Source organism: Providencia sp. Marseille-Q8014 (assembly GCF_965112055.1).
Window position 1 is genome coordinate 2,473,192 of the sequence record NZ_CBCOPT010000001.1, and the last position, 15,552, is coordinate 2,488,743.

At 37.3% G+C, this 15,552-nt stretch carries 11 protein-coding genes; 5 read left to right on the forward strand and 6 right to left on the reverse strand.

Annotated features, from left to right (window positions below; translation table 11 throughout):
* Nucleotides 1-93 precede the first annotated feature (93 nt).
* The 3 genes from ACWPW6_RS10845 to ACWPW6_RS10855 are packed head-to-tail and all read right to left on the reverse strand — an operon-like array spanning nt 94 to nt 3,660.
* On the reverse strand, nt 94-1,113 hold the full coding sequence (locus ACWPW6_RS10845; RefSeq protein WP_154622582.1) for an ABC transporter permease: 1,020 nt from the start codon (nt 1,111-1,113) through the stop codon (nt 94-96).
* Between the two features lie 11 nt (nt 1,114-1,124).
* Nucleotides 1,125-2,681, reverse strand: coding sequence for a sugar ABC transporter ATP-binding protein (locus tag ACWPW6_RS10850; protein ID WP_154622583.1), 1,557 nt, complete (start codon nt 2,679-2,681; stop codon nt 1,125-1,127).
* Nucleotides 2,682-2,736: 55 nt separating this feature from the next.
* Nucleotides 2,737-3,660: a substrate-binding domain-containing protein gene (locus tag ACWPW6_RS10855; protein ID WP_375097497.1), complete on the reverse strand. Its 924-nt coding sequence runs from the start codon at nt 3,658-3,660 to the stop codon at nt 2,737-2,739.
* 512 nt (nt 3,661-4,172) lie between these two features.
* Here ACWPW6_RS10855 and ACWPW6_RS10860 point away from each other — a divergent pair.
* Together ACWPW6_RS10860 and ACWPW6_RS10865 are read left to right on the forward strand one after the other, a co-directional pair.
* The gene (locus ACWPW6_RS10860) at nt 4,173-7,478 is read left to right on the forward strand and encodes a M66 family metalloprotease (protein WP_249998846.1); all 3,306 of its coding nucleotides are present in this window, start codon (nt 4,173-4,175) and stop codon (nt 7,476-7,478) included.
* A gap of 158 nt (nt 7,479-7,636) precedes the next feature.
* On the forward strand, nt 7,637-8,263 hold the full coding sequence (locus tag ACWPW6_RS10865) for a glutathione S-transferase family protein (RefSeq protein WP_154623612.1): 627 nt from the start codon (nt 7,637-7,639) through the stop codon (nt 8,261-8,263).
* A gap of 131 nt (nt 8,264-8,394) precedes the next feature.
* On the opposite strand, the gene ACWPW6_RS10870 is transcribed toward ACWPW6_RS10865, so the two are convergent.
* Entirely contained in the window at nt 8,395-8,727 is a 333-nt protein-coding gene (locus ACWPW6_RS10870; protein ID WP_154635585.1) for an MliC family protein, read from the reverse strand.
* A 251-nt stretch (nt 8,728-8,978) separates the two neighbouring features.
* On the opposite strand from ACWPW6_RS10870, the gene ACWPW6_RS10875 reads away from it, so the two are divergent.
* The 3 genes from ACWPW6_RS10875 (at nt 8,979) to ttcA (ending at nt 11,941) form a co-directional block, all read left to right on the forward strand.
* Nucleotides 8,979-9,671: an aspartate/glutamate racemase family protein gene (locus tag ACWPW6_RS10875; protein ID WP_154635586.1), complete on the forward strand. Its 693-nt coding sequence runs from the start codon at nt 8,979-8,981 to the stop codon at nt 9,669-9,671.
* A 387-nt stretch (nt 9,672-10,058) separates the two neighbouring features.
* Entirely contained in the window at nt 10,059-10,307 is a 249-nt protein-coding gene (locus ACWPW6_RS10880; protein WP_154635587.1) for a helix-turn-helix domain-containing protein, read from the forward strand.
* 719 nt (nt 10,308-11,026) lie between these two features.
* On the forward strand, nt 11,027-11,941 hold the full coding sequence (gene ttcA, locus ACWPW6_RS10885) for a tRNA 2-thiocytidine(32) synthetase TtcA (protein ID WP_249998848.1): 915 nt from the start codon (nt 11,027-11,029) through the stop codon (nt 11,939-11,941).
* A 369-nt stretch (nt 11,942-12,310) separates the two neighbouring features.
* Here ttcA and zntB read toward each other — a convergent pair whose 3' ends face one another.
* Both zntB and ACWPW6_RS10895 read right to left on the reverse strand, forming a co-directional pair.
* Nucleotides 12,311-13,294 carry a zinc transporter ZntB gene (gene zntB, locus ACWPW6_RS10890; RefSeq protein ID WP_154623848.1) on the reverse strand — a complete coding sequence of 328 codons (984 nt, stop codon included), beginning with the start codon at nt 13,292-13,294 and terminating at the stop codon, nt 12,311-12,313.
* 363 nt (nt 13,295-13,657) lie between these two features.
* The gene (locus ACWPW6_RS10895; protein ID WP_154623849.1) at nt 13,658-15,280 is read right to left on the reverse strand and encodes a peptide ABC transporter substrate-binding protein; all 1,623 of its coding nucleotides are present in this window, start codon (nt 15,278-15,280) and stop codon (nt 13,658-13,660) included.
* Nucleotides 15,281-15,552 lie beyond the last annotated feature (272 nt).

Genomic DNA, 15,552 nt, shown 5'->3' on the forward strand with positions numbered 1-15,552 from the left:
ACTAATTTATAAGGTTAACTTTATTTTATGATAAAAAAAACACCTTTTTATTCATTTAAAAAGGTGTTTGTACTATCATCATTGGTTAATTATTTAACTCGCCCCTCGGCGATTTTTCGCATAAGTATCAAAAGCAACAGCTAAAATAATAATTAAACCTGTAATGATCTGCTGGTAATACGCTGAGACATTCATTAAAACTAGACCATTAATTAATATTCCCATGATGATTGAGCCAATTATTGTCCCGCCTATACGCCCATATCCTCCCATTAATGATGTCCCTCCAATCACGACCGAGGCGATCACACGCAGCTCAAACGTCATACCTGCCACAGCTTCAGCACTCCCTAAACGAGCACTTAATACAAACCCCGCCAGACCAGCTAAACAACCAATGACCACGTAAACACTCACGAGAACGCGTTTTACATTCACTCCAGCCAATCGTGCGGCTTCTTGGTTGCTACCCACGGCATAAACAAAACGTCCCCAACGACTTTTATGCAGAGCCAAATAACCGATTAATGCCACTAACGCAAAAATCCAAATAGGCACCGATATCCCTAATAATTCTCCTCTTCCCCACCAACGATAGCCGGCATCAAAACCTGATATTGGTGCGCCATCATTAATCACTAACGTTAAACCACGCCAAATTGTCATTCCGCCTAATGTCACGATAAAAGGGGGGATATTTAATCGAGTGATACCGAGACCGTGTAAAAAACCAATGCCTGTTCCTACTGCTAGGCAGATAGCTAATCCCACTAACCAACTCATTCCCCCCCATGCATTCGGATCTAAACCAACTAAATTGTCACCTTTAATCACGAATGCCGCTGTCATTGCACAAACAGCCAATATCGATCCCACCGATAAATCAATACCTGCTGTCAGAATGACGAGTGTCATACCAACAGCCATAATTCCATAGATAGAGACTTCAGTGAGTATGTTAGTAATATTACGTTCAGTGAGAAAATTACTGTTTTGTGTTTGAAAAAAGAGCACCAGCAGTACCATGAAAATCAATACGCCAAAACGTTCGAAAAATGCAATAAAATCTATTTTTTTACGGCTAACTGCCGTAGAAGATTGTTGTTGCAACATATTAACCTCTCTTATACGGCAGCTTCTGCTGATAAATTTTGATGACAAATCGCCATCATCGTCATTAATTTTTCTTCTGTCGCATCATCACCCGTCATTTCTCCAGTTAATCGCCCTTCACTTAATGTGATGATCCTATCTGAAATAGCCATAACTTCAGGTAAATCAGACGAAATAACGATAACTGCAACCCCCTTTTTAGCCATTTCAAAAATGACCTGATGCACTTCTGATTTGGTACCAACATCGATTCCCCGGGTTGGCTCATCCACAATTAATACTTTTGGATCCATTGCCATACAACGTGCAAGAATCACTTTTTGTTGATTTCCGCCCGATAATTTACGCACTTCTTGCTCTTTACTGGCCATTTTTATTTGTAGTGCTTGCTGATAACTGTCTATCAAGGCGTTTTCTTTATTGGTATCCACTATCCATCCCATTTTTAATAGATGGGATAAGGCGGAAAGCGAAAGGTTATAGCGAATCGACAGCCCCAATGCCGCACCTTCTTTTTTGCGGTCTTCAGGAACCAGGGCAATTCCCTTGTCTAACGCATTCATTGGCGTTGTTGGGTGATATGGTTCTCCATCGAGAAAAAACGTCCCAGTGGTGTATTTATCCGCCCCAAACAAACAACGTGCAATCTCAGTTCTGCCAGCCCCCATTAATCCTGCAATGCCAAGAATCTCACCTTCATGCACATCAAAACTAATATCATGAAGCGCAATACCGTGCGGGTCGAGTGGAGGCTTAGCTTTAGATAAGTGCCTTATCGATAGACGAATAGGCTTATCACGATGATAGGTTTCACTCGCTGGTCGACGTTCAAAAATAACGTTACGGCCTACCATCATACGGATAATTTCTTGGACGGTTGTTTCTGCCACATTACCTGAACCCGTATAGCGACCATCTTGAAACACGGTAAATTTATCGCAGATTTGAAACACCTCATGTAGGCGGTGTGTAACATAGATGACACTTACGCCTCGATTCTTCAATTCTCTGACAACACGATGTAAACTTTCGACTTCTGTATCACTTAGTGCAGCAGACGGCTCATCCATCACGATAAGCTTAGCGTTAAGGGTTAACGCTCGAGCAATTTCAATCATCTGCTGTTGAGCCACACTTAACCGTGCGACTTGAGTCGTTGGCGAAATCGCTAATTGAAGGTAATCAAGAATCGCTTTAGCTTCTTGATTCAACACCTTTTCATTCACCATCCAATGCATTTTAAGCGCTTCACGTCCGAGAAACATGTTTTCAGCTACTGTCATATTGGGAAGGAGATTAAACTCCTGATAAATCGTGATAATGCCCTTTTGTTGACGATCTATTGGAGAGTCTACGGCTGACAACATTTCACCATTAAACCAAATATCGCCACTGGTTTGCGGTTGAGCCCCTGCTAATGCTTTGAGGAAGGTCGATTTACCTGCGCCATTTTCACCCAATAAAGCATGTACCTCTCCTGGCATCACAGTCATCTGTGCTTGGCTTAATGCCCAGATCCCTGAAAAGCTTTTGGCAAGATTAGTAATTTTAAGTAATGGCTCTGACATAAAAACTCCTTTTCAGGAAAACAGGGCTCGTAGAGCCCCGAATAATGCTAAGTAACTATTTCAATTCACCAATACGTTCAGCTTGTTCAAGGTTATCTTTGCTAATAATGGTCGGTTGGTAATCCGCCCCCGTGATTTCTTGCTTATCGCGAATATTATTCACCAATTGTTCCATCGCCATTTTCACTGCATACCCTGCCCGCTGATCGGCCGTTACTGCCATCCAACCCTCTTTGATACGGCTAAGCGCTTCTGGACTTGCATCAAAACCTGTCACTAGCACTTCACCCGGTTTAAATCCTTGTGCACTTAATGCTTCAATCGCGCCGAGTGCCATATCATCATTAGCAGAGAGAATGACATCCGGTTTTTTGGGTAAGGATGGTAATAAGCTCTCCGTGATCCTCATACCTTCTGCTCTCATCCAATTACCATTTTGATCTGCAACTAAATGGTATTTACTCCCCCCTGCCTTTAAGCTGTCGCGGATACCTTTTGTCCGTTCAATGTTAGAAGAGGAGCCTGGTTGGCCTGTAATTAAGATTAAATCAGCACCATTAGGAAACTGCTGCTTAACATACTCTGCGATGGCATAACCGCCTTTATAATTATTGGCACCAAAATGCGGTACAGGTTTTTCAGCATTAATATTTCGGTCCAGAGTCACAACGGGTAGGCCTGCATTTTGAATTTCAACGACGGCATCAGCGATAGCATTAACATCATTGGGTGAAACAATGAAACCTTGTGCGCCACGCGTGATGGCGTTTTCGATGTCCGCAACTTGTTTAGGTGAGCTACCTTGTCCATCCAAGACTTGAATATTCACATCCAGTTCCTTGGCCACTTTCACCGCCGATTTTTGCATATGCACTTCAAATGGGCTTGCCAGTGTTGGTGGACTAAATACGATTTGTTCATTTTTTGCCATCGCATGCGATGACAAGCCAAGTACAGCAACCAGCGCGGTTAATTTCATGATATTTTTCATTTTGCCCTTCCACTGATTATGAATAGAGATGTGTTTAAATTTCACCAATTATTAACATGGTGATAACATAGGTATACATCAATGAAATATACATTCCAATTTTTATTATATGAAAATTTTATTTTTGTAGCGTTGATAACGAAATTAAGCCAAAAGTCATAAAATAGTGTTAAGAGGATCACAGATTATTCCCGCTATGGCAGCAATAGTTGACAGTATATCGCTGAATTTTTCATGACATTTCACCTATATTTCCTTACAATAAAAATGAAATGTTTGTTTCATTTGATGTGTTTGTTGATTATTTTTAATCTAATCAATAGGTAAGCAGTCACTGATAATCCCTATTTTATTGCTACTTATTTAATGAATAATTAAGTAGCAGTTTAAGATTAACTATAAAATTATTCTCTTATCATTTTTATTTTTTTATATATGATTAACGTTAGTTAATAGGATGGACTCATTAGTAAAGTATTAATCACTTAAAAGGAACTTATATGTTAATTTGCACGATATGCGTATGTCAGAACCAGCAAAACAATATTATTCCGGTCACAAATTCATTTAATGAAAATATAAATAATTCAACTATCACTGGAGCCTCTGATCCATTACACAGTAAAACCCTATCACTCTATGATATATGGCAATTCCTGAATGAAAACACCTCAATTTCTCATCACTTAGAGGTGGCCTTGCATAATAGAAAATTAGCCCTTGAAAATAAAAATGAAGATAGACGCTATAATGCATTACTATCTGATTATAGAGAAAAATTAGGTAAGGTTTTTTATTTTAATCAAAATAATTACCCGAGTGATACCGCCGGCGACCTTAAAGGGAACGTATTTTATGCTCAAAATAGTATTATTCCCGCTGTTAACCGGATAGACGGTGATATACACCCTCACCTTGTTCCTGATCGTAAAACGCTTATTATTTTCAAACCTCATGAAACCATTAAGCAGAATGAAAATATTGAAGTAAAAGTCTACAATGATAAAAAAGAAGAAATATATTCAACTCATTTATTATCACCGTCTCAACTCCCCAGTATTGCAGGGAAAAAATACAGCTTTACCCATTTAACACCTAGTGATTTTAACATACCCGAGGCAAGTGATTTATACATTAATTCATCCGACATGCTTGAAAAAGTCATGACAGATAAAAGTTACTTTAATCAAATTATAAGTGAAAACAATATCATACAACTAGATATTGGCAATTCAACATCAAACATTAATTTGAATGCATTAAAAAATCATGTTAATAAAAAAATTATATTTAAATTAGATGATAATGCTAAACTTAATATAAAATACAAAAATAAATCAATTTCACGAGAACACCAACAATCCTTTGTTATGGTAAGTGATGCTTCTGGGAATTGGTATAGCCGCGATGAGGCTAGACTCAATCAACATTTAAAACAAGCGTTACATCAACATAAAAATCAAATCCCAGACTCTTTTGACACTGAGTTTAGTACTAATGCCGATATTAACAAAATATCCAATGATACAAAGCTATTTCATCAAATTATCAGTGAAAATGATGCTATCAAAATAGCGACCAAAAATTGCCATTGGGCAAAAGACTTTATTATTCCTAATGGTCGTCAATATGCCAATAAAAAAATACTGTTCACGTCTAAGGCACATTATAATAGTGATGTTGTTTACGGGGATAAGAAAGTCAGCATCGTCACTAATGATAGTCTCCTTTTTGTCAGTGATCAAAATGGTATTTGGTCCATCGCAAAGACTCAATCTAATACCCAAGAAAACAGCTATTATGATATTCCCAATTCATTTACTTTAAAGATTAACACCAATAAAGAATTACTAACCCTATCCAGAGATATTGATTATTTTAATAAAATCATCGAAAATAATGATACAATTCATATCGCAACACGCAATGCAAATTGGGCAAGACATTTTACATTAGAAAACAACGTTAAATTTAAAAATAAAAAAATCTATTTCTCTTCTGAGGCGGATTATAGTAGTCATGTTTTTTATGGCGATAAAAAATTAACCATAAAAACGAATGAAAATCAGTTGTTTGTTTGTGATGAAAACGGCTTTTGGCGCACTTCTAAAGATGAGCCACTGATCAATGAGTTAACTGAAGAGATAAAATATATCGAAAATGGTTGGTCTATTTCTCTCCCTAAACACATTATTAAACCCGGCATTGAGCTTGAATTTAATTACAAAAACCAGAAAGGTACTTTATCGGATATTAAAGTTGGAGCTGCTAGTGAGCTCTTATTGCATACAATTGATATTGGAATGTTAACGCCAAACAAAAATCAATTCGCGTTTCAAACAGACCCTGAGCTTCAGCGTCAATACTATCAACAAATTCCTGTCAATCGTATGATTGTATCTAGTTATGCCCCTGTCTATTTAAAAGAAATTGTTTTTCCTAATGGGCAATATTTAATTGAACGTTCAACGGATGAAGGTGGAGGCCATAAAGGTGATATGAGGGAAATAATCGGTAAAGGCCTGATTTCCGATGGCATTAACTTGGCAAATTATGGGGTTAACTCTTCTTCACTAGAAGAAAACCGTTTTTTACCTACCTCACAAATCACTCTCCATCATTCACGTGGTAGGTATAAAAATGGCCTACAAGTACACGGCTGGTCTGGCGGTGCAGGAAAAGCCACATTGTCGAAATCAGTAGATAATGAATTTAGCCATGAACTTGGTCATAACTACCACATAAGCCACTATTTTAAAGGATTCCATGGTGGCGTTCATGCGACAGCCGATAAACCTAATTCAACTTGGGGCTGGGATGCAGACAATAACTTCTTTATTCCAAATTTTGAAAAGGCACAACGAAACCAAACAACCTATTTAAAAGAGAAGAAAGAAGGTGAAATGGCGGCAGAACCCTTTATGCAACACTCTATGGCGAAAGATGCGATGTCTGGCGGAGAAATCTATGATGTAGATTATAACGCCTATACATTACACACGCCTGCAAGTTCAGAAGCTATTCAACAGTATTTCGAAAATAATGCGGTCTTTAGTAAAGAATCATCAACAGGTTATAAAAAATGGAATTCAGATACACAAAAAATGGAAGATTTTTTACTTCCTCATAGCCTAAAGAATATATTCATTGAGGCAAAAATCCAAAACGGTCATGATGTAACCGAAACTCAGCTAATAGACTTACTTAACGTCAATGACCATATAAAAATCAATAGCTATAACGCGCATTACCCACCAAATGTTTATATACCAAAAGCAGATGTAACAAATATCAATAAAGTCATTGAAATCGATTGTACTTCTCAGCTCAGTATAGCGCTACACGTTAATGATCAGGTTGAAACAATCAAAGAAAATACAAAAATTTACTATATTTCAAATGGAAACACATGGGAGACTCATTCTGAATATACTTACAGTAAGACACCTTATAAACAAGGTGTTCCCGTTGTCACCTTGGTAGGTTTTTATGATACCAACAATCAATTAAAGAGTTATATTTACCCTGCTTTAGAAGGATCTTATGGTATGGTGTATGACACTCATACGATTAATAAAACCAAACCTTATATTGCAGTGACATTAGCAGATGGAACTAAAAAGAAATATCAGCTTGATGAAAAACAAACGAATAAAGATTTAATGAATAAATTCCACATCAATATTGAGCGTGATTTAAACCCAATAAAAGCGGAGTTATTTATTGATGATCAGCTTATTTCATCAAGAGATATAGCACTTAGCAATCTCTCTCTTAATACGATGGTAAACGGTATTATTCAATAAATTGATGCCTTCTAGCCCTTTTTATTATTGATAAAGGGCTAGAACATTTCTTGCATTAGCAATAATGGCTATTTTTCCCTCGATAACGACTTTCAAATTGCAGTTTTTACGAGGCTATGCTATTTCCAGTATCTCTATTGATGCTTTTTGAGGCCACTATGCTAAAAATTTTAGGTCGTACTACATCCATCAATGTTAGAAAAGTGCTTTGGACTGTAAGTGAAACTCAGCTACCTTTTATTCATGAACCTGAGTGGGGAAAAGAATTAAGTTTAAAATCAGCTGATTATCTTAAACTCAATCCTAATGGGCTGGTTCCCGTACTTATCCATGACAGTGGCGTGTTATGGGAAAGTAATACGATTTGTCGCTATCTTGCCACAAAGGCACAACGTGTCGATCTTTTACCTGAAAATCCTGAAGCAAGAGCAGATGTTGAAAAGTGGATGGATTGGCAAGCAACAGAACTCAATAGTGCATGGAGAGCCGCTTTTTTAACTCTCGTTCGCAACAGTGACAGTTTTAGTCAATACCCTGAATTAATTGCTAAGAGTACCCATGATTGGAATAGTAAAATGTTACTTCTTGAAAAGGCGCTGGAAAAAAACGGTGACTTTATTAGTGGTCAGCAATTTACTGTCGCAGATATTACAATTGCGTTATCGATTCATCGCTGGTTACTTACGCCTATTACTCGGCCAGAAGCTCCCGCGATCGCTCATTATTATCAAAAAATGTTAGCTCGCCCTACTGCAAAATTATATTTAGACCCGAATATTGCTTAAACCCGTTATAGCAGCAGAAATAACCTATATAAAGTGGTAGCAGAGATAACTGCCCCACTTTATTTTATAGAATCAATAATAAATATTTAAATTTATTAATAAAAAATAGACAACTCGTTGAGAGTAATTGCCTACTTCACTAATTTACAGATACGGCCTTTGTCATCAGAAACGCGTTTATTGACGACATCATCTTCAGAAATTGAGGCTAGATTAAACTCATTTTTTCCTTGAGCCCATAGCTGCATATTTTCCCCAACATAACGAGCACCACTTGCCGATGGAGCACTTTTTAATACGATAAGTTCATCGCTATAAAGCATCACAGCCGTATCTTCGTCTGGGAATGAAACTCTAATTTTTTGATCTTCGCACTTATAGGTATCTGTCTTTGCTGCAAAAGCAGAAGATGCTGTTAATGCAGATAAAAGCGCTATTGCCGAAACTGTAATAACTTTACGCATAAATTCTCCTTGAAACACTTAGAACCATTATGACTCTACGCCTATATCATTACAAAAATCGTTATTTGATACATAAGATTCATCCGTAATTACTCTTTTTTTGACCTGTAAATTTCGCCCATTAAATTAAAATAAGAATTTATACTTATTAAATTAGTATCATTATAAACTACATGCTAATGCTGTTCATTTAATGACATTATTGTTATAACGAGAATATGTTTTTAAACGGAATAGGCGAAAAAATAAAAATGAAAACCATTGGTTTAATCGGGGGAATGAGCTGGGAATCAACTTTACTTTATTATCAGCAACTCAATGAGGGTGTCAAACGGCAACTGGGTGGCCTTCATTCAGCAAAAATTGTTTTATACAGTGTCGACTTTGCTGAAATAGAACATATGCAAGCGACAGGTCAATGGGCGCTGGCTGGTCAACATTTGGCGCAAGCGGGAAAAAGTATTGAAAGCGCTGGAGCCGATTTTATTGTGTTATGTACTAACACGATGCATAAAGTCGCCGAATATATTGAAGAGAGCACTAATATCCCACTACTTCATATTGCAGATGCAACTGGAGAAAATATTATCGAGTCTGGAATAAAGACCATCGGTTTATTAGGAACCGCTTTTACAATGGAGCAACCTTTCTATAAACAGCGACTTCAAGATAAATATGGCCTTACCGTGATCACGCCAATGCCTGAAGAACGAAAAATTATCCATGACATTATTTATCAAGAACTTTGTATGGGTGAAGTGAAAGATGCATCAAAGAAACAGTATCAACAAATCATGGCTTCATTAGTAGAAAGAGGTGCTGAGGGGATCATTTTAGGCTGTACTGAAATAACCCTTTTAGTCAATCAAGACGATACTTCCGTGCCTATTTTTGATACAACCGCCCTACACGCACAAAAAGCCATTGAATTGGCCTTAAGCTAAATATTGCGTTAAGTCATATTTGGACTCACTATGATTACATGTCTGCTATTTATTAAAATGGCAGACACTTTTTTCATCAGACTAAGTAACTAATTGATATTAAATTTCATTTTTAATCTTAGTTTATATTTACAATGAAAAATAAATGAATAAGCATATTTTATATGGTTAATCTAGCCATAGTATCTCCATAATCGTAAATTAGTTTTATTTTCTTCAAATTCACCAATTAGCTATTTTTTTACTTAATTTATGGGTAAATCCAATATTTAATAAAAGCGACATTTTATCGCTTTTATTTTTATTTAACATAGGAATTAGACTATTGAATTATCCATTTTATTTCTGATAATAGTATTACTCTTTTATGCTAGGGATAATAGAATCATGAGGCACTCAAATTCTAGAGGGATCGCTTTAGGTAAATATATTAGAGAATTACGTATATCCCGTCGTATTTCAACATTAACAATGGCAACGGCACTGGAGATATCAGAGAGTCACTATATTCAATATGAAACAGGAACTTCTTCTATTTATGTTGAGCATCTTGTGATTATCTCAAGTATTCTTGATATTGATATTAAGCATCTACTTAATGCTTTCGAAGGCGCAGAAAAAAACATATGGATATAAAAAGTCCATCATTCGTTGAATATTATAGAGTGAGCAGTGAGGCCCCCCCCCCTTACTGTTCAAGCATCATCATATTTATTATCTTTTATAAATCCTCTCCGTACTATTATTAGTCGACATTTTAAAAATTGATGATTCATATATCTTTATATTATCGCTTCACAGAGAATAATAATCATATTTTGAGTAATCGATATAACCCTATGCTATTTTATTTTATAAAGCTGTTTTTACTTTAATGACGGCAGATTTTGATAAATACTTGTATTTTATAATAGTATTAACGCTATACTTATTCCGTTATTACACTTCAGAATGGAATACTCAAAAATTTTTTTAAATTAATATAAATCAGTTAGATACAAAATGATCACCCCCACAATAATCATAATACTGGTCTGATAATATTCATTTTTTCATTTGGCTTCTGCTTGTATTGCACCCCGATAGAGGCGCAGTGACCCACTACAGCCCCAAAAAAATTGTTCTGTCTAGACTTATCCATACCAAAACCCCCCCTGTATCTGTTATTATGGCCTCCTTTTTGATAATTTAATGGATCGTTTGTCACATGTAACAGCCTATTCTTTCTGTTTGTGAGAGAAAATATTCATAGGTTGTGCAAATTGTTATATCAACTTAGCATCCAAAAAGAACACATAAGCCATTAATTATCATTAAGTTAACGTATAATCAGCAACGGTACAGAACAGCAAAACATGAACGCACAGAAAGAACAATATAACTTCAATAAGCTACAAAAAAAATTACGCCGTGACGTAGGACAAGCTATTGCCGATTTCAATATGATTGAAGAGGGTGATCGCATTATGGTATGCCTATCTGGTGGTAAAGATAGTTATACTTTGCTATCTATTTTGCAAAGCTTACAAAAAAGTGCGCCAATCTCTTTCACGCTGATTGCCGTTAACTTAGATCAAAAACAACCCGGCTTCCCCGAGCATATTTTGCCTGAATATCTCGATAATTTAGGGGTTGAATATAAAATTGTTGAAGAAAATACTTACGGCATCGTCAAGGAAAAAATCCCTGAAGGAAAAACGACCTGTTCATTATGTTCACGCTTACGTAGAGGTATTCTATATCGTACAGCGACAGAATTAGGCGCAACTAAAATTGCGCTAGGACACCACCGAGATGACATATTACAAACACTTTTTCTGAATATGTTTTACGGTGGTAAATTGAAAGGGATGCCCCCTAAACTAATGAGTGATGATGGAAAACATATTGTTATCCGCCCTCTTGCTTACTGTCGTGAAAAAGATATTGAACGTTATTCGCAGGCAAAAGAATTTCCAATTATTCCGTGTAACCTATGTGGTTCACAACCTAACTTACAACGTCAAGTGATCAAAGATCTGCTTCGTGATTGGGATAAACGTTACCCAGGGCGTATTGAAACGATGTTTAGAGCAACACAAAATGTTGTTCCATCTCACTTGTGTGATACTGAGCTATTTGATTTTAAAAATATTTCTCATGGTGATGAAGTTGTTAATGGCGGTGATCTTGCCTTTGATCGAGAAGAGATGCCTGCTCAAATTCAGCTCGATGACGATGAGCGACCGGCATTCACGGCACAACGTCTGGATGTGATTGAAGTTAAATAACCAGCCCACCACCCTTGATAGAGGGTGGTTGTTTTCCCCATTTGAGCATTTATTTCCTTACTCACAGAATCTATTCACTCCCGATAAGCTATCTGTAAAGTGAACGTTTGCAGCGCTAATGCTTCAAACACCGCTAATGGCTGTGGATTGCGTAAATTTAGAATAAAAAAAAGCCGATGTAACATACATCGGCATTACAGTGGTCAATTATTCTGTATAAGAACTCAATATGAGAAAAACTACAATTATGGAGCACAACGTTCATCGCTCAACGTTGCATTCACCTGCGGGATTAATAGTGCCCCAAAACCATAGGTCTTTTATTGATTTACCTCAAACTAGGGTCGGTTTATGCCAATAACTTGCAGACTACAGCCAGCGACTTTTTCTCAACCACCAGAAAACGGTTCCGATTAATGCAGCAAGTAAAAGACAAAATACACTAAAAGCGAATCTGGATTCACTACCAGGAATACCGGTTAAATTGACGCCAAATAGCCCCGTTAAAAAGGTAGTTGGCAAAAAAATCATCGCTAACATAGACATCGTATAAATACGACGATTCATCATCTCGGTGATCATGTTCGTTATTTCATCGGACATAATCGCGGTACGTGCTACAAATCCGTCTAAATCTTCAATACAACGACCTAAACGATCTGAAATTTCTTGTAATCGTCTTCTATCTGTATCGTCAATCCACAATAGTTTTTCCGTCGCTAAACGTGCCAGCATATCACGCTGTGGCGCCATATAACGGCGTATGACAATAATCTGTTTACGCAATAATGCGAGCTCACCACGTTCAGGGATATCACCATTGAGAATGGTATCTTCCATTTCTATCAAACGTTCATGTAGGGTATCTGTAAAATCGCTGATTTCATCGGTAATGGCATCAGCAACCTCCACCAGCCAATCTCCGGTACTTTGTGCACCCACGCCTTCTTTCAGGTCTGTTATCACAGAATCTAATGAATTGACTTTTCGATGGCGACTGGAAATGATGAGGCGGCTGTTAATAAATACTCGAAAGGCAACGAGTTGTTCGGGACGTTGGCCAGCATTCGTATTTAATGTTTGTAACGTTAATAAAACACCATCCCCTACTCGTAAGATCCGCCAACGGCCAGCATGACCGCAAAGTGCCGCTTTGACTTGTTCGCCAAGTAGCTCTGACCGTTGGATCCATTTCTCACTCTCACGATTTTTATAGTCATAATGCAACCAAAAAGGAGATTGCTGAGTTGCACTCGCATTAACATCAATGGGAAGAAACCCACCGTCTCCATTTAATTGAAATGCATGTACGGGGTTTGAGCTCTGAAATAATGAACCATAAATCAGCGCCATGCGGCATTCTCCTTCCATTTAAGCGATTTATTAGTTATAGCATAGAGGGAATACAGCAGGAATATCAAGCAAAGGTTATAAAACAAGCGCATATTGAGAATAACACTGAGACCTAATGTTAAAAAACCTGCAATTAAGGAGAGGTCATGAAATAACGACAAACACCGAACCGCCATAATTGCTAAATAACAACGGCTTTTTGCCACAAAAGAACAATAAATTAACATCGGACTACACTAGTATTCTCTGTGTAGTGTTTATTCCTTTTTTGGTCCTCCTTCTGACTCTCCAGCAGAAGGAGTTTTTTCTTTTTTAGTCGTACAAAGAGACAGCCCATATCACCTATATAGGCTGAATGTACGATTAATGTGCAATAATATAAAAACTATGACTGTAAGCCACATCTTCTGGGTTTTCTATCGGGTATCCTTTTAGCCAAGGTTTAATCAATCTCCCATTAGTATATTGATAAATTGGCGCTATTGGCGCTTCTTGTGCAATTATCGCTTCCGCCTGATTATAATAACGATTACGTAAATCTTCGTTAGTTTCTATACTTGCTGAAGCCATCACCGCATCGTAATTTTTATTATTAAATTTTGGAATATTGCCATTATGCTGTGAGGTTAATAGCGACAAAAAGGTTGATGGCTCATTAAAATCACCTATCCAAGATGCCCTAATCACATCAAAGTTACCTGTATTGCGGCTATCAATATAAGTTTTCCATTCTTGGTTAACTAATTTAACCTCAACGCCCAATTTTTTCTTCCACATTGAGGCAACGGCAATCGCAATTTTTTGGTGATTTTCCGAGCTATTGTATAAAAGCACTAATTCAAGTGGTTTTTTGGGCCCATAACCAGCCGCTTGCAATAAGACTTTGGCTTGCTCATCCAATTCTTTTTGAGTGTAATTTTCATAAATACTTTTTTGTGGTTTAAAACCAGCGGTTACATCCGGTGTAAAACGGTTTGCAGGCTTCTCTCCAGTACCTAATACCTTTTTGGCTATCACTTGCCTATCTATCGTCATCGCTAACGCTTTGCGTACACGAATATCGTTAGTCGGTGCTCGCTGCGTGTTGAAGGCATAATAATAGGTGCCAAGTTGATCAGGGGTAAACACCTCATTCGGTATTTCGGCAAGTAATTTTTGATAACGTTGTTTAGGGAATGATTCAGTAATATCTAAATCTCCCGCTAAATAACGATTAGTCGCACTGGACTCTTGGTTTATTGGCACAAACGTCACTTTGGTGATCACCGTATTCGCATTGTCCCAATAGAATGGATTTTGGGTTAAAACGATTTTTTCATTAACCACTCTATCGGTAAGTTTAAATGCGCCATTTCCCACTAAGTGGTTCACTTTTATCCAGTCTGCGCCATATTTTTTAACCGTATTCGCATGAACCGGAAATAAACTAAAGTTAGCCGTTAATGAAGGGAAATAAGGAACTGGTTTATCTAAAACGACTTTAAGCGTCTGTTTATCAACGGCCTCAACGCCTAATTGCTCAGCAGGTAGTTTTCCATCAATAATTTGTTGTGCATTATTGATCCCAGCTAATGCCGCAAACCATGCAAATGGAGAGGTATTTTCTGGCGTCACTAAACGTTGCCAACTATAGACAAAATCGTCCGCTGTTACAGGTTCGCCATTCGACCAGCGCGCTTCTGGACGTAATTTAAAAAGCCATGTTTTATTATCCGTCGTACTCCAACTTTGAGCCACGCCAGGAATCGGTTTGCCATGCTTATCTTGATTCACTAATCCTTCGAATAAGTCACGCATAACTTGTGCTTCGGTCAACCCAACCGATTTTATTGGATCTAATGATGCCGGTTCATCTTTAAGATGACGGGTTACCTCTTGCTTTGTTGCCAGTACTGTTCCGGCAGGAACCTCTGCCGAAATAACAGGAGCTGCTGTAAACATCGCGGTGAAAACAATCGCTAAAGATGAAAGTGTGCGTTTATGCATGTTGGGAATTCTGTCGTATTAGCAAAAGTGAACTAGCAACTCTCTCTTATGGATATAAGTCAATGGACAAACAGAAAGAATTAACTAAGCAAATAAGAAGGTACTTTAAATACCATTAATCAATAAAATACCTCGGTTAAAGGTTGCTGACGTTATAAAACGGCCAAAAAAACCTTTCCAGCATCATATTCTTTCAGCGATTAAAAATCTATACACGATGACTTAATCTGTAAGCATTTCATACTTTTAAAATTTATCCTAATCTCTTCAAG